The organism is Sphingopyxis sp. MC1 (genome assembly GCF_000371385.1).
Taxonomy (GTDB): domain Bacteria; phylum Pseudomonadota; class Alphaproteobacteria; order Sphingomonadales; family Sphingomonadaceae; genus Sphingopyxis; species Sphingopyxis terrae.
Genome location: NZ_AOUN01000002.1, coordinates 392,132 through 406,668, shown reverse-complemented (window position 1 = coordinate 406,668; position 14,537 = coordinate 392,132). Strand labels below are relative to the sequence as shown.

At 67.3% G+C, this 14,537-nt stretch carries 14 protein-coding genes and 2 riboswitches; all 14 genes read left to right on the top strand.

All coding sequences use genetic code 11. The features are described from left to right. Position 1: 1 nt before the first annotated feature. The 14 genes from EBMC1_RS02475 (at position 2) to EBMC1_RS02410 (ending at position 14,480) form a co-directional block, all read left to right on the top strand. Positions 2–940: a cell division protein FtsQ/DivIB gene (locus tag EBMC1_RS02475; RefSeq protein WP_003040020.1), complete on the top strand. Its 939-nt coding sequence runs from the start codon at positions 2–4 to the stop codon at positions 938–940. A gap of 5 nt (positions 941–945) precedes the next feature. Beyond that, positions 946–2,202, top strand: coding sequence for a cell division protein FtsA (ftsA, locus tag EBMC1_RS02470; protein WP_003040016.1), 1,257 nt, complete (start codon positions 946–948; stop codon positions 2,200–2,202). Positions 2,203–2,354: 152 nt separating this feature from the next. Further along, positions 2,355–3,794, top strand: a complete 1,440-nt coding sequence (ftsZ, locus tag EBMC1_RS02465) for a cell division protein FtsZ (RefSeq protein WP_003040013.1) — start codon at positions 2,355–2,357, stop codon at positions 3,792–3,794. Between the two features lie 57 nt (positions 3,795–3,851). Further along, positions 3,852–5,594 (top strand): SPOR domain-containing protein, encoded by a 1,743-nt coding sequence (locus tag EBMC1_RS02460; protein ID WP_040589156.1) that lies wholly within the window; start codon positions 3,852–3,854, stop codon positions 5,592–5,594. Further along, positions 5,591–6,763, top strand: coding sequence for a deoxyguanosinetriphosphate triphosphohydrolase (locus tag EBMC1_RS02455; RefSeq protein ID WP_003040006.1), 1,173 nt, complete (start codon positions 5,591–5,593; stop codon positions 6,761–6,763). The genes EBMC1_RS02460 and EBMC1_RS02455 overlap by 4 nt, the downstream gene beginning before the upstream one ends. Beyond that, entirely contained in the window at positions 6,756–7,412 is a 657-nt protein-coding gene (locus EBMC1_RS02450; RefSeq protein ID WP_003040003.1) for an NAD(P)H-binding protein, read from the top strand. The genes EBMC1_RS02455 and EBMC1_RS02450 overlap by 8 nt, the downstream gene beginning before the upstream one ends. 59 nt (positions 7,413–7,471) lie before the next feature. Further along, a riboswitch (glycine riboswitch) is annotated at positions 7,472–7,571 on the top strand. Beyond that, a riboswitch (glycine riboswitch) is annotated at positions 7,572–7,690 on the top strand. 53 nt (positions 7,691–7,743) lie between these two features. Beyond that, positions 7,744–8,898: a glycine cleavage system aminomethyltransferase GcvT gene (gcvT, locus tag EBMC1_RS02445; protein ID WP_003040000.1), complete on the top strand. Its 1,155-nt coding sequence runs from the start codon at positions 7,744–7,746 to the stop codon at positions 8,896–8,898. A gap of 3 nt (positions 8,899–8,901) precedes the next feature. Further along, on the top strand, positions 8,902–9,273 hold the full coding sequence (gcvH, locus tag EBMC1_RS02440) for a glycine cleavage system protein GcvH (protein WP_003039997.1): 372 nt from the start codon (positions 8,902–8,904) through the stop codon (positions 9,271–9,273). 45 nt (positions 9,274–9,318) lie between these two features. After that, entirely contained in the window at positions 9,319–10,134 is an 816-nt protein-coding gene (locus EBMC1_RS02435; RefSeq protein WP_003039994.1) for a glycosyltransferase, read from the top strand. A 3-nt stretch (positions 10,135–10,137) separates the two neighbouring features. After that, positions 10,138–11,496: an aminomethyl-transferring glycine dehydrogenase subunit GcvPA gene (gcvPA, locus tag EBMC1_RS02430; protein WP_003039991.1), complete on the top strand. Its 1,359-nt coding sequence runs from the start codon at positions 10,138–10,140 to the stop codon at positions 11,494–11,496. Continuing rightward, entirely contained in the window at positions 11,493–13,040 is a 1,548-nt protein-coding gene (gene gcvPB / locus EBMC1_RS02425; protein WP_003039987.1) for an aminomethyl-transferring glycine dehydrogenase subunit GcvPB, read from the top strand. The genes gcvPA and gcvPB overlap by 4 nt, the downstream gene beginning before the upstream one ends. Beyond that, complete coding sequence (locus EBMC1_RS02420) at positions 13,040–13,378, top strand: hypothetical protein (protein WP_003039984.1); 339 nt, start codon at positions 13,040–13,042, stop codon at positions 13,376–13,378. The genes gcvPB and EBMC1_RS02420 overlap by 1 nt, the downstream gene beginning before the upstream one ends. A 17-nt stretch (positions 13,379–13,395) precedes the next feature. Next, positions 13,396–13,845, top strand: a complete 450-nt coding sequence (locus tag EBMC1_RS02415; protein ID WP_003039982.1) for an ABA4-like family protein — start codon at positions 13,396–13,398, stop codon at positions 13,843–13,845. Beyond that, positions 13,842–14,480, top strand: a complete 639-nt coding sequence (locus EBMC1_RS02410; RefSeq protein WP_003039978.1) for a DUF938 domain-containing protein — start codon at positions 13,842–13,844, stop codon at positions 14,478–14,480. The genes EBMC1_RS02415 and EBMC1_RS02410 overlap by 4 nt, the downstream gene beginning before the upstream one ends. The last annotated feature ends 57 nt before the right edge of the window (positions 14,481–14,537 follow it).

Here is a 14,537-nt window from a genome sequence, read left to right as displayed (position 1 = left end):
CATGAGCAGCACCAGGATCAAACGCGCGAAGACGCCGCCGCGCCGTCCGTCGCGCGCGCCCAAAAGGCGCCGGTCGGTCAAGCAGTCGCGCCTCAACATGGTCATCAACGCCTTGCCGATCAGCCCGGCGCAGCTTCAGCGCGTCGCCAACTGGACGATCGGTATCGGCCTGGCGGGCGTGCTGGTGCTCGGTGCCGAGGTGACGGGCGTGACCGCGAAAATTCACGAAGAGTGGGCGCAGGCGGTCGGACGCGCCGGATTTCAGGTAAAGAAGGTCGAAGTGGTCGGTGCGGATCGCATCGACCGGCTGAAGGTCTATGATATCGCGCTGGCGCAGAAGGACCGCTCGATGGCCGCGGTCGAGCTTGACGATGTGCGCCGCGACCTGATGCAGTACGGCTGGATCAAGGATGCGCGCGTGTCGCGCCGCCTGCCCGACACGCTGGTCGTCGATATCGTCGAGCGCACCCCGGCGGCAATCTGGCAAAATGACGGTCGGTTGTCGCTGATCGACGACAGCGGGGTCGTCCTCGAACCCGTGACGGTCGCGACCATGCCCGACCTGCCGCTCGTCATCGGCCCCAATGCCAACCGGCGCGCGCAGGATCTCGACGCGCTGCTCGCCGAGGCCAGTTCGCTCAAGGAACTGCTCGCGGGCGCGACCTGGGTCGGCAACCGCCGCTGGGATCTGCGCTTCCGCAGCGGCGAAACGCTGTCGCTGCCCGAAGGCGATGCCGAAGCGAAGGCGGCGCTCGCGAAATTCGCGCACATGGACGGGGCAAACCGCCTCCTTGGCCGCGGTATCCTGCGTTTCGACATGCGCGATCCCAGCCGTTTCGTGCTACGCATGCCGCACGAAGGGCAGGTGGCGCCGTCGAAGATCGACGACGCGCGTGCCGCCGCCGACGCGGTGTCGGCGGGTCAGGCGAACGAGGGATAGAAGCGATGGCGCCGCCGCGCATCGAAAAGATTATCACCGCGCTCGATGTCGGGTCGTGGAAGGTCTGTGCGCTCATCGCGGGCCAGACCGCCGACGGGCAGTTGCACGTGCTCGGCACCGGCCAGCGCGAAAGCCGCGGCGTCCAGCGCGGCTATGTCGCCGACATGGAGCAGACCGAGCATATCGTGCGCGAGGCGATCGAACAGGCCGAGCGTATCGCGGGTCTCAATATCGACGATGTCTGGGTCAGCTTCTCGGCGGGCAGCCTCTTGAGCGACGTCGCCCCGATCGAGAGCGAATTGGGCGGTCACCGCATCGAACAGGAAGATATTGACGATCTGCTCGCAGCCGGGCGCGCGGGGATCGATCCCGAAGGGCGGATGATCCTGCACGCGCAGCCGGCGCTCTACACGCTCGACGGGCTGACCGGCGTCAAGAATCCGATCGGGCTGCACGCCGACCGGCTGGGCGTCGACATCCACATCATTATGGCCGACGGCGCCCCGGTACGAAATCTGGAAGCCGCGGTGCGGCAGGCGCATCTCGATGTCAATGCGGTGGTCGCCTCGCCGATCGCGGCGGGGCTCGCCTGCCTGTCGGAAGAGGAACGCGATCTTGGCGTGGCGCTTGTCGAGCTCGGCGCGGCGGTGACGACGGTGTCGCTCTATGCAGGCGGAATGCTCGTCGAGATGGTTTCGCTGCCGTTCGGGGCAAGCGACATCACCGACGACATCGCCTCGGCCTTCGGTATCCGGCGCAGCCAGGCGCAGCGGCTGCAGAGCTTCTACGGCTCGGCCTCGGCCAGCCCGCGCGACAACAATGATTTGATCGAACTCGATCCCGGCGCGCCCGCGGGCAGCGATGCGCCGCGCATCACGCGCGCGCAGCTGATCTCGGTCATCCGTCAGCGGCTCGACCAGATGATGGGCGACATCGGACGGACGCTGAAGGATCTTCACTTCGTCGGCCCGATCGGCCGTCAGGTCGTGCTCGTCGGCGGCGGCGCCGATCTGAAAGGCATCGCCGATTATACCCAGATCGCACTCGGCCGGGCGGCGCGCGTCGGGCGACCGCGCGGCTTGCACGGCTTGCCCGATGCCCATTCGGGACCGGCTTTCGCGACGCTTGCCGGTCTGGTTCTTTATGCCGCATCCGATCCCGTGGATCTGCGCGACCTGCCCACGATGGCGCAGGATGTGTACCGTCCCAAGGGGTCGTCGATCATCAACCGACTTATCACCGCGCTGAAGAGCAGTTTCTGACGCGCGGTTGCGCGAAAGGTTAATTTTTTGGGTGATTCCGGCGTCACAATAGTGCAATGCGATAAATCAATGACGGGCGGCCGGACTACCGCCCGAATGGGTCGCAAGGTGAGGGAAGCGGCGTTGGTCCGCCGCTACAGGGAGATTGGTTGATGAGCATCAATATTGGCCCGCCGCAGGTCGATGAACTGAAGCCGCGTATCGCCGTGATCGGCGTGGGCGGCGCGGGGGGCAATGCCATCGCGAACATGATCGCGGCGAAGGTCGAGGGCGTCGATTTCGTCGTCGCCAACACCGACGCGCAGGCGCTCAACGCCTCGCCGGCGGAGCGTCGCATCCAGCTCGGAACGCAGATCACCCAGGGTCTGGGTGCGGGTTCGCGTCCCGAAGTGGGCCGGGCGGCGGCCGAGGAAAGCATCGCGCAGGTCGAAGAGGCGCTGAACGGCGCGCATATGTGCTTCGTCGCGGCCGGCATGGGCGGCGGCACGGGCACCGGTGCGGCTCCGGTCATCGCCAAGGCGGCCCGCGACCGTGGCATTCTGACCGTCGGCGTCGTGACCAAGCCCTTCACCTTCGAAGGCAACCGCCGCATGCGGTCGGCCGAGGCCGGCATTGCCGAGCTTCAGGACCATGTCGACACGCTGATCGTCATTCCCAACCAGAATCTCTTCCTGGTCGCCAACCCGAACACGACCTTCAAGGAAGCCTTCACCATGGCGGATGAAGTGCTCCAGCAGGGAGTGCGCGGTATCACCGATCTGATGGTCATGCCCGGCCTCATCAACCTCGACTTTGCCGACGTGCGCAGCGTGATGCGCGAAATGGGCAAGGCGATGATGGGCACCGGCGAAGCCGAAGGCGACGGCCGCGCGCTCGAAGCCGCGCAAAAGGCGATCGCCAACCCGCTGCTCGACGGCGTGTCGATGGCGGGCGCGAAGGGCGTCATCATCTCGATTACCGGCGGCGAAGACATGCGCCTGATGGAGGTCGACGAGGCCGCGAACCATATTCGCGAGCTTGTCGATCCCGATGCGAACATCATCTGGGGCAGCGCTTTCAACGAAGGGCTGGAAGGCAAGATTCGCGTATCGGTCGTCGCGACCGGCATCGACGGTTCGGGTGATGCGGCGGCTCCGGCCGCACCGGCAGCGCGCAGCTTCTCCTTCGCGCCCGCGCGTAGCCCGGCCCCAGCGCCCTTTGCCGAGGAGCCGGTTGAGGCGGCGGCTGTGGAAGCACCGGTCGAAGCCGCGGAACCCGAAGTCGACACCGACCCCGCACCGGGCTTCTCGCTGGGCGATGCCCCCGCGGCCGAAGTGTCGGCGCCGGCCGAGGAAGAACCGATGGAATTGTCGCAGGTCGCCGCGACCTATGACGATACCAGCGATGAGCTCGTACTCGATGCACCCGAACCGGCGCCCGCGCCAGCTGCCGACCCGGCCCCCGCGGCCGAACCGGCACGCCCGATCGGTGGCGGCACCTTGTTCGAACGCATGTCGCGCCTGTCGCGTGGCGGTTCGGCCCCTGCCGAAGAAGGCGAAAAGGAAGACGGGGTCGATATTCCGCGCTTCCTGGGCCGTCAGAACAACCAGTAACAGGGTTCATCGCGGCCGCCCGATGGGCAGGCGGCCCGAACACGGGATGATTTGCCCATGCGGCGATCCATATTGACGGCGGGGCCGCGGCGCGTTCGACTTCATGTCGGCGCGCTCGGCCTGCTGTTCCTCTCTGCCGCACCGTTTGCGGCGGCGCATGCATTTCAGGTGACGCCACCCGATGCGGCCACCAAGGCGGCGATGGAAAAGCGCACCGCCGCGAGGACGATGCTGTCGTCGGCGATCGCTCGGCTCGCCTCGAACGCCACCGACAGCGCCGCGCTGCTTGATGCCGGACGCGCCTCGATCGAGCTGGAGGATTATCGCGCCGCGCTCGGTTTCCTGACCCGTGCCGAGCAAGCGAGTCCGCGCGACGGCGCGGTCAAGGCGGCGCTCGGGTCGGCGATGCTCCATCTCGAAAAGCCGTCGCGGGCGCTCGACTATTTCGGCGAGGCGCAGCTTCTCGGTGCCCCCGAGCGACTGTTCCTTGCCGACCGCGGGCTTGCGCGCGATTTGCTGGGCCAGCAGGATGCGGCGCAGCGCGATTATCAACTCGCCCTCTCGATCGCGCCGAGCGACGAAGTGATCCGCCGCTATGCGATCTCGCTCGGCATCACGGGGCAAGCCGACCGCGCGATTCAGCTCCTCACGCCGCAGCTTCGTACCCAGGACCGTGCCGCATGGCGGTCGCGCGCGATGATCCTCGCAATCAACGGCCGCAACGACGAGGCGGCCGAGATCGTCAAGGCGACGATGCCGGCGCTGCTGGCGCAGAGCATTTTGCCCTATCTGACCCAGATGGACCGGCTCAATCCGGCGCAGCAGGCCGCCGCCGCGCATTTCGGGCGCTTCCCGGCCGGCGAACTTGGCCCGGTGCGCAAGCCCGTGCAGGTGGCTGCAGCCGCTCCGGCCCCGACACCGGCGCCTTCCCCGACTTCGACGCCGAGCAAACGGCGCGGCGACAAGGGCAAGCCGGTGCAGGTGGCCACCGCCACGCCGCCACCGGTGACGCGACCGGCTCCGACGCCGACCCCGAAGCCAACACCTGCGCCCACGCCAGCACCGACCTTGGCGCAGCCGCCGGCCGCCGTGCCGGTGCGCCGTGCCGATACACCGTCCGTCCCGGCAGCGAAGCCTCCCGCGCCGACACCGGCGCCAGCGGCGGCTCAACCGGTGGGCGTCGCGGTAAACAGCGGTGCCGGTCCGGTCGGTCCGGGCTTCTCGCTGAGCGATGTCGGCCAGCCGCCGGCCGCTGCCGCTGCGCCGCCGTCGGCGACGACCACGCCAGCGCCCAGTGCGGCGGCTCCGCTCGCCTCGTTGGCGCAGATCGTCAGCTCGATCGAGATTCCGCCCGAAGAGCTGGAGCGCACCAGCGGCGCGGTCGGCGCCGATACGCTTGCCAAGTTGGTCGAGGACAAGCGCAAGGCAGACGCCGCCGAAGCGGCAAAGCGCGAAAAGGAAGAAGCCGCGGCCAAGGCCAAGGCAGAGGCCGACGCCAAGGCGAAGGAAGAGGCCGCGAAGAAAAAGGCCAATCCCTCGCGCATCTGGGTGCAAGTCGCGGCGGGGTCGAACCAGAAGGCGCTCGCCTTCGATTTCAACCGCTTCGCCAAAAAGAATGCCGCGCTGTTCAAGGGCAAGGATGGCGGCTCGACCGAATGGGGCCGCACCCGCCGCCTGCTCGTGGGGCCGTTCAAGGACAAGAAGGCGGCTGCCGACTGGCTCGCGCAATATAAGAAGGCGGGCGGCGACGGCTTCGTCTTCACCAGCGATGCGGGGCAGGAGGTCGATCTCTTCAAATGACGTTGTCGGCCTGTGCGAGCGACCCCAGGGCGACACGCGGACGCCGCCATGACGAACCGGGCCGCGTCGTGCGCGGGCCGCGCGATGCCTTTCAGCGCGACCGCGACCGCATCATCCATTCGATCGCTTTCCGCCGACTGCGTCACAAGACGCAGGTCTTCGTAGCGCCCGACGGCGACCATTATCGCGTCCGGCTGACGCACAGCATCGAAGTCGCGCAGATCGGTCGCGGTATCGCCCGGGCGCTGGGGCTGAACGAAGATCTGACCGAGGCCTTGTGCCTTGCCCATGACATCGGTCACCCGCCCTTCGGCCATGCGGGCGAGGACGCGCTGAAAGCCGCGATGATCGCGCATGGCGGGTTCGATCATAATGGGCACACGCTGCGCACGCTCGCGCGGCTCGAATGTCCCTATCCGCGCTTCGATGGCATCAATCTGACGTGGGAAACGCTGGAGGGGTTGGCGAAGCACAATGGTCCGGTGCGTCACCCCGGCTGGGCATTGGCGGAAATCGACGCCGAATTTCCGCTCGACCTGACGAGCCATGCCAGCCTGGAAGCGCAGGTGGCGGCGGTCGCCGACGACATCGCGTACGACAATCACGATATCGACGACGGCCTGCGCGCGGGACTGCTGACGATCGACCAGTTGATGGCGCAGCCCTTCGTTGCCGACAATTTCCGCCTCGTCGAAGCCCGCTTTCCGGGCGCGCCGCGCGACCGGTTGCTGCGCGAGTTGGTGCGCGACCAGATCGGCGTGATGGTCAACGACGTGATCGCCGCGACCAAGGCCAACGTCGCCGATGCGGGGGTGGAGAGCGTAGCGGAAGTGCGCGCGGCGGGCCGCACGCTCGGCGGCTTTTCGGAAACGCTGGCGCGGCAGGAACGCGATCTCAAACGCTTCATGTATGCGAACCTCTATCACCATCCGTCGCAGATCGCCGCCGCCGACGCGGCGCGCACCGTCGTATCGGGGCTGTTTGCGGCCTACAGGGATGATCCTGCGCTGATGGGCGAGGAATGGGCATCGCGGCTGCCCGATACGGACGGGGCGACGGTGCGCCACATCGGCGACTATATTGCCGGGATGACCGACCGATTCGCGATCGATCGCTTTGCAGAGATAAATGGGCGTGCCGCGGTGCCCGAGGCGCTGGCGCATGTCTGATGCCGCGCCCCGCGCGCTTCTGATCGGAGCGACGGGGCTTGTCGGACAGGCGGTTGCCCGCTGCGGCCATGCCCTGCCACTGACCTTGCTGGCGCGCCGTCCGGTCGAGGCGGGGGCGAGCCACCGCGCCGTGACCGCCGATCCGGGCGAATGGGCCGAGATCATCGCGGCGGAGCGTCCCGGGATATTGATCTCCTGCCTCGGCACCACGGTCCGCCAGGCGGGGTCGCAGGACGCGTTTCGCGCGGTCGATCATGATCTGCTGCTCGCCTGCGCCCGTGCGGCAAAGGCGGCGGGGACCGCGCACATGATCGCGGTCAGCAGCGTCGGCGCGGCGGCGCATAGCGCCAATTTCTATCTGCGGACGAAGGGTGAGGTGGAGGAGGCGCTGCGCGCGCTGAATTTCCTGCGGCTCGACCTGATGCGCCCCGGCTTGCTCACCGGCGACCGACAGGGACCGACGCGGATCGGCGAGGGGCTGGCGATGCTGGCCGCGCCGTTCACCGACGCGCTGCTGCACGGATCGCTGCGCCGCTATCGCTCGATCCCGGCCGAAACGGTGGCGCGCGCGATCGTGGCGGCGGCGTCGCTCGCGGTGCCAGGGCAGTTCGTCCACGAAAATGATGCGATGCAACAGCTCGCCGATTGACTCTGCCGAAGGCGAGCGCCAAGGCTCGGGCGTCTGTCGAGCCTCGTCATAGAGATTCGACCGGCCACGCGGGAGAGCGCGGGGGCAGGGAAACCGGCCGTCGCCACCGAAGGAGCAACCGCCCCGGAAACTCTCAGGTCAACGGACCGCGCGGCTGGAACGGACACTCTGGAAAGCGTTCGGCCACGCCCGGACCACCGAAGGGGTAACTCCATGCCGGTCCGTCAGGGCGGGCGTATGGACGAAAACTCTCAGGTTCCCGTGACAGAGGGGGCATGGCGAAGGAACGGCATCGGGCCGTGCCGCGTCATGTCAACGACGGGAGGCCGATATGAGCGAAACCGAAGAAATGGGCGAAACGGTCGCGATCGAATCGCTGCCGCTCGACGCCTGGCACCGTGCAAGGGGCGCGCGGATGGTCGAATTCGCCGGCTATCACATGCCGATCCAGTATGACGGCATCATGGCCGAACATCTGTGGACGCGCGACAATGCGGGCCTGTTCGACGTCAGCCACATGGGACAGCTCGTGTTCAGCGGTGAAGGCGCCGCCGAAGCGCTCGAAGCGCTGGTTCCGGGCGATATTTCGGCGTTGAAGCCGGGGCGGATGCGCTATTCGCTGCTGCTCGCCGACGATGGCGGCATCCTCGACGATCTGATGATCACCAATACGGGGCATGGCCTCTACATGGTCGTCAACGGCGCGGTGAAGTGGGACGACATCGCGCATCTGCGCGAACATCTGCCCGACGAGATCGAGATGAACCTGCTCGACGAACAGGCGCTGCTCGCGCTTCAGGGGCCAAAGGCCGCGGCCGCGCTGACGGCGCTCGGCGTGGTTCCCGAATTTCCCGACATTCTTCCCGTCGACCGCCTCGTCTTCATGCAGGCCGGCCCCTATCTGTGGGGCGACGTGCCGCTGGGGATCAGCCGTTCGGGCTATACCGGAGAAGACGGGTTCGAAATTTCGGTGCCGGCGAGCGACGTCTCGGCCCTCGCCGATGCGCTGTGCGCGCAGGAGGCGGTAAAGCCGATCGGCCTCGGCGCGCGCGATTCGCTGCGGCTCGAAGCGGGATTGCCGCTCTACGGCCATGACCTCGACGAGGGCATCGACCCCGTCGAGGGCGATCTGGCCTTTGCGATCAGCAAGCGCCGCCGCGAAGAAGGCGGCTTTCCGGGCGCCGCGCGCATCCTCGGCCATCTTGCCGACGGCAGTCCGCGCAAGCGCGTCGGCCTGACCGTCGATGGCAAGATGCCGGTGCGCGAGGGCGCCAAGATTTTCGACGGGAACAGCGAAGTCGGCGTCGTCACCTCGGGCGGTTTTGCGCCGAGCGTCGGCGCCCCGATCGCGATGGGCTATGTGCCCACCGGCCTGTCCGAGCCCGGCACGGCGCTCGCCGCCGAAGTCCGCGGCAAGCGCGTCGCCGTGACGGTGACGCCGATGCCCTTCGTTCCACATCGTTACGTGCGCAAACAGGGAGGCTGATCGATGCCGCGTTTTTATACCGAAGAGCATGAATGGATCGATGTCGATGGCGATGTCGCGACGGTCGGCATCACCGACTTCGCGCAGGGCCAGCTCGGCGACATCGTCTTCGTCGAGGTTCCCGACACCGGCGCCGAACTGTCGAAGGGCGGCGACGCCGCGGTGGTTGAATCGGTGAAGGCGGCGAGCGATGTCTACGCGCCCGTCGATGGCACCGTCACCGAAGGCAACGGCCAGCTCGAGGAGGACCCCGCGCTCGTCAATTCGGACCCCGAAGGCGAAGGCTGGTTCTTTCGCATGACGCTCAGCGACAAGAGCCAGCTCGACGGGCTGATGAATGCGCAGGCGTACAAGGATTTCATCGCCGATCTGTGATCGCAAACCCCTTCCGGTCGCGGGAGGGGGAAAGGCCGCAAGACCATGACGGACCCTGCGCTTGCCAATTGCCGCCTGATGGTGGCGACGCCCATCTATGACGGGGCGCAGGGTAGCTATGTCCGCGCGCTGCTCGACCTTGCGTTGCGGGCGCAGGCGATCGGCCTGACGGTGCGGTTCGAGTTCATCCTCTACCAGCCGTCGGTGACGCGCGCGCGCGACATGCTCGCCGCGATCTTCGCGGAAAGCGACTGCACCCACATGCTGTTCGTCGATGCCGACATCGACTTCGGCGCCGAGGATGTGTTCGCGATGCTGCGCGCGATGGTCGGCCGCGACGATTGCGCGATTCTGGGGGCTGCCTGTCCGCGGCGGATGCTCAACTGGCGCAATGCGGCGCTGGCCGCCAAGGCAGGGCTGGGTGACGCCGATCCGGCGGCGCTCGGGCGCTTTGCGGGGGAGTTTGCGCTGCATTTCCTGCATCCCGACCAATCCTTCGCGCTCACCGATCTGGTCGAACTGACGCGGGTCGGCAGCGGGATGATGATGATCCGCCGCGACGTGTTCGACAGCCTGCGCGCGCGTCATCCCGAACTGGTCTTTCGCACCGATCCCGCCGAGCGCGCCGCGCACGGGATCGGCGAGGAGGCCTATGCCTATTTCCTGCCGATGATCGAACCCGACACGCGGGCGCAGTTGTCGGACGATTATGCCTTTTGCCGCCGCGTGCGCGATGCGGGGCTTCGCATCTGGCTCGCCCCCTGGGTGAAGACCACACATAGCGGGCCGGCGATCTTTACCGGGTCGCTTCCCGATCTGGCCCAACTTCTTGCTATAAAATCAGCTTATTCGACGGAGTAGTTCATGCGTTATCTCCCCCTCACGCCCGATGACCGCAGCGCGATGCTCGCGGCGGTGGGCGCTGCCTCGATCGACGATCTGTTCGTCGACGTGCCCGCCGAAGCGCGGCTCGACGGCCCGATCACCGGCTTGCCCGGCCATGCCAGCGAACTGGCGGTCGAGCGCCATATGGCCGCGCTCGCGCGGCAGAATCGCGCCGCCGGCGACGGCCCCTTCTTCCTTGGTGCGGGCGCCTATCGCCACCATGTGCCGGCGAGTGTTGACCATCTGATCCAGCGCGGCGAGTTTCTGACCGCCTACACGCCCTATCAGCCCGAAATCGCGCAGGGCACGCTGCAGATGCTGTTCGAGTTCCAGACGCAGGTCGCGCGTCTGTTTGGCACCGACGTCGCCAATGCGTCGATGTACGACGGCTCGACCGCTTGCTGGGAAGCGATCGTGATGGCGCGGCGCATCACAAAGCGCGGCAAGGCGCTGCTCTCGACCGGCCTCCACCCTCATTATCGCAGCGTCGCGCGGACGATGGCGAAATATACCGGCGATCAGCTTGTCGACGGCGACCCGACGCTGGAGGCTGGTACCGACTGGGCTGTGCTCGCCGCCGCGGTCGACACGGATACAAGCTGCGTCGTCGTTCAATATCCCGACATATTGGGCCGCATCGACGACATGAGCGCGCTCGCCGCGGCATGTCAGGCCGCCGGCGCGCTGCTGATCGCGGTCGTGACCGAACCCGTCGCCCTAGGCCTCATCAAGTCGCCGGGCGAGATGGGCGCCGATATCGTGGTGGGCGAGGGGCAGGCGATTGGCGTCGGGCTCCAGTTCGGTGGCCCTTATGTCGGTTTGTTCGCGTGCAAGACGAAATATGTCCGCCAGATGCCGGGGCGGCTGTGCGGCGAGACGGTCGATGCCAATGGCAAGCGCGGCTTCGTCCTGACGCTGTCGACGCGCGAGCAACATATCCGGCGCGAGAAGGCGACGAGCAATATCTGTACGAATGCAGGGCTTTGCGCGTTGGCCTTCAGCATCCACATGACCTTGCTCGGCGAAGCGGGGTTGCGGCAGCTTGCCGGTATCAACCACGGGCGCGCCAGGGTGGCAGCGGCGGAACTGGCGCAAGTGCCCGGTGTGTCGGTCGTCAACAGCGGCTTCTTCAATGAATTCACGCTGCGGCTGCCCGTCGACGCGCGCGCGACGGTTCACAAGCTCGCCGAAAAGGGCGTGCTCGGCGGCGTGTCGCTCGGGCGCCTTTATCCTGACAATGACGCGCTTGCGAACGGGCTGGTCGTCGCCGTCACCGAAACCGCGACCGAAGAGGATATCGCCGCCTTTGCCGCGGCGCTGAAGGAGGTGCTGGCATGACCGCGCTCAACCCCGCCGGCTGGCGCCCCGAAATGCACGGCGCCGGTGGTGCCGCCGATACCGCGACCTTTACCGGCAACCGCGCACTGATGCTCGAGGAGCCGTTGATCTTCGAGATCGGCTCGACCGCGACCACCGGCGTCGATTTCGACGAGGCAGCGCCCGCTGCCGATCTCGGCGCGCTGATGCGCCGCGATCCCATCGGCCTGCCGGGGCTCAGCGAGTCCGAAACGGTGCGCCACTATACGCGCCTGTCGCGCCAGAATTATGCGATCGACCTCGGCCTTTTCCCGCTTGGCAGCTGCACGATGAAGCATAATCCGCGCCTCAACGAAAAGGTCGCGCGGATGCCCGGCTTCGCCGATGTTCACCCGCTCCAGCCGCAGGAAACGGTGCAGGGCGCGCTTGCGGTCATCAACGAACTCGCGGTGTGGTTGATCGAACTCACCGGTATGTACGGCGTCGCCATGTCGCCCAAGGCGGGCGCGCACGGCGAGCTTTGCGGGATCCTGTGCATCAAGGCCGCGCTCGAAGCGCGCGGCGAGGACCGGCGGGTGCTGCTCGTCCCCGAAAGCGCGCATGGGACCAATCCCGCGACCGCCGCCTTTGCCGGCTTCACGGTCGAGGATATTCCGGCGACCGCCGAAGGCCGCGTCGATCTCGCGGCGCTCAAGGCGCGGCTCGGCCCCGATGTGGCGGGGGTGATGATCACCAATCCCAACACCTGCGGCCTGTTCGAACGCGACATGAAAGCGATTTCGGACGCGGTGCACGCGGTGGGCGGCTATGTCTATTGCGACGGCGCCAACTTCAACGCGATCGTCGGCAAGGTTCGCCCCGGCGACCTTGGCATCGACGCGATGCACATCAACCTGCACAAGACCTTTTCGACCCCGCACGGCGGCGGTGGTCCCGGTTCGGGGCCGGTCGTGCTGTCGAAGGCGCTCGCGCCCTATGGCCCGATCCCCTATTCGGCGCGCTACGCCGACGGGTCGTTCAAGCTGATCGAGGAAGAAAGCGCGGGCGCCGAGCACCCCGACACCTTCGGCCGGATGACCGCCTTCCACGGCCAGATGGGCATGTTCACCCGCGCGCTGACCTATATTCTCAGCCACGGGGCCGACGGGCTGAAGCAGGTCGCCGAGGATGCGGTGCTCAACGCCAACTATATCCTGCGTAGTCTGGAGGATGTGCTCGATGCCCCCTTCGCCGCATCGGGGCCGTGCATGCACGAGGCGCTGTTCAGCGATCGCGGGCTCGCCGAGGGCTTCTCGACGCTCGACATCGCCAAAGGGCTGATCGACGAAGGCTATCACCCGATGACGGTCTATTTCCCGCTCGTCGTGCACGGCGCGATGCTCGTCGAACCCACCGAGACCGAATCGAAGGCGGTACTCGACCAGTTCGTCGGCGCGCTGCGCAGCATCGCGCTTCGCGCAAAGAACGGCGATCCTGCGCTCAAGTCGGCGCCGCATTTCGCGCCGCGCGCGCGGCTCGACGAGACGCTGGCGGCGCGCAAGCCGGTGCTTCGCTGGGAGGATTGATGGGCGCAGCGGGCAAGGATGAAAGCGGGGCCGCGCCGCGCCGGGGCGGCTGCGGTCTCGCCGCCGCCTTGTCGCTCGTCGTCTTCGCCGCGATCTGGCTGGCCGCGGTAACCGGCTACGGTCTTGTCGCCGAACAGTGGGAAATCGTCCGGCCCCGCCGCGCGCTCGCGCACCACTGGGTGTTCGGCTATGCGCCGCTCATCGCGCTGGGTTTCGCGCTGCTTACCGCCTTCGTCGTGATGCGGCGGCGGGCCGCGGCGCAAATGACGCTGCTGATTTTGTCGGCGGGGCTGGTTGCATTGTTCGGCGGAATCCTCTTTCTGGGCGTCGCGGACTGATCTGAAGGGGAGGGACGATGAGCTGGGATAGCGTGTTCCTGCTGGCCAATTATTGGGCAATCGGTGGCTGGCTGCTCCTCGCCTTCGCGCCGCGCGGGCCGAAAGTGCTGGCGCTGATCCTCTATGCCGGGGTCTTCCTGCTCTGCCTCGCCTATGCCGTGATGCTCGGCGGCTTCCTTTCCGGCACGATCGATGCCGGCGGGCCAGGCGGCGGCGATTTCACGACGCTGGCGGGGGTTATGAAATTGTTCGACAGTCCCGGCGGCGCGACGCTCGGCTGGACGCATTATCTGGCCTTCGACCTGTTCACGGGCATGTGGATTGCCCGCGATGCCGATGCCAAGGGTTTCAGCCGGCTCGTCCAGTTCCCGTTCCTGTTCCTGACGCTGATGGTCGGGCCGGTCGGGCTGCTGGCGTGGCTGATCGTGCGCGAACGTCGCGCGCGGGCGCAGGCCAAGGCGGCGTGACACCGCGCCCCTGGACGCCGTCGGACGGCGGCGAGGGCGACAAGCGCCATGCCCCCGCAACCTTGCGCAATCGCGACGCGATCGCCGCGGTGCTCGGCGACTGGCTCCCCGCGTCGGGCACGGTGCTTGAGGTGGCGAGCGGTTCGGGCGAGCATGCCGTCCATTTCGCCGCCGCCTTCCCGAAGCTTGGTTGGCAGCCGAGCGACCCCGACCCCGCCGCGCTCGCCTCGATCACGGCCTGGAGCGCCGAGGCAGGGCTGTCGAACATCGCCGCGCCGCTGCATCTCGACGCATCGGCGCCGGACTGGCCGCTGGGTCATGCCGATGCCCTCTTGTGCATCAACATGGTGCATATCAGCCCGTGGGCGGCGACGCTGGGCCTGTTCGCGGGGGCGGCGCGATTGCTGGGACCGGGCGCCCCTCTGATCCTTTACGGCCCCTATATCGAAGCCGCTGTTGCGACCACCGACAGTAATCTTGCTTTCGACGCCAGCCTGCGCAGCCGCAATCCCGCCTGGGGGCTGCGCGAAGTGGAGGCGGTCGTCGATGCGGCGGCGCGGCACGGGTTTCGCTTTGCCGAGCGCCGCACCATGCCGGCGAACAATCTGATGTTGCTCTTCCGCAAGGGCGGCTGAGTTCGGCGGCGCGCCCAAGCTGTCACTGCTGTCAGGTTGGGCGTTCGGCGCTTTACC

Bases quoted from the DNA above. Each gene is read 5' to 3' on its own strand.
- EBMC1_RS02475 (WP_003040020.1), top strand. From the start codon at position 2: ATGAGCAGCACCAGGATCAAACGCGCGAAGACGCCGCCGCGCCGTCCG.
- ftsA (WP_003040016.1), top strand. From the start codon at position 946: ATGGCGCCGCCGCGCATCGAAAAGATTATCACCGCGCTCGATGTCGGG.
- ftsZ (WP_003040013.1), top strand. From the start codon at position 2,355: ATGAGCATCAATATTGGCCCGCCGCAGGTCGATGAACTGAAGCCGCGT.
- EBMC1_RS02460 (WP_040589156.1), top strand. From the start codon at position 3,852: ATGCGGCGATCCATATTGACGGCGGGGCCGCGGCGCGTTCGACTTCAT.
- EBMC1_RS02455 (WP_003040006.1), top strand. From the start codon at position 5,591: ATGACGTTGTCGGCCTGTGCGAGCGACCCCAGGGCGACACGCGGACGC.
- EBMC1_RS02450 (WP_003040003.1), top strand. From the start codon at position 6,756: ATGTCTGATGCCGCGCCCCGCGCGCTTCTGATCGGAGCGACGGGGCTT.
- gcvT (WP_003040000.1), top strand. From the start codon at position 7,744: ATGAGCGAAACCGAAGAAATGGGCGAAACGGTCGCGATCGAATCGCTG.
- gcvH (WP_003039997.1), top strand. From the start codon at position 8,902: ATGCCGCGTTTTTATACCGAAGAGCATGAATGGATCGATGTCGATGGC.
- EBMC1_RS02435 (WP_003039994.1), top strand. From the start codon at position 9,319: ATGACGGACCCTGCGCTTGCCAATTGCCGCCTGATGGTGGCGACGCCC.
- gcvPA (WP_003039991.1), top strand. From the start codon at position 10,138: ATGCGTTATCTCCCCCTCACGCCCGATGACCGCAGCGCGATGCTCGCG.
- gcvPB (WP_003039987.1), top strand. From the start codon at position 11,493: ATGACCGCGCTCAACCCCGCCGGCTGGCGCCCCGAAATGCACGGCGCC.
- EBMC1_RS02420 (WP_003039984.1), top strand. From the start codon at position 13,040: ATGGGCGCAGCGGGCAAGGATGAAAGCGGGGCCGCGCCGCGCCGGGGC.
- EBMC1_RS02415 (WP_003039982.1), top strand. From the start codon at position 13,396: ATGAGCTGGGATAGCGTGTTCCTGCTGGCCAATTATTGGGCAATCGGT.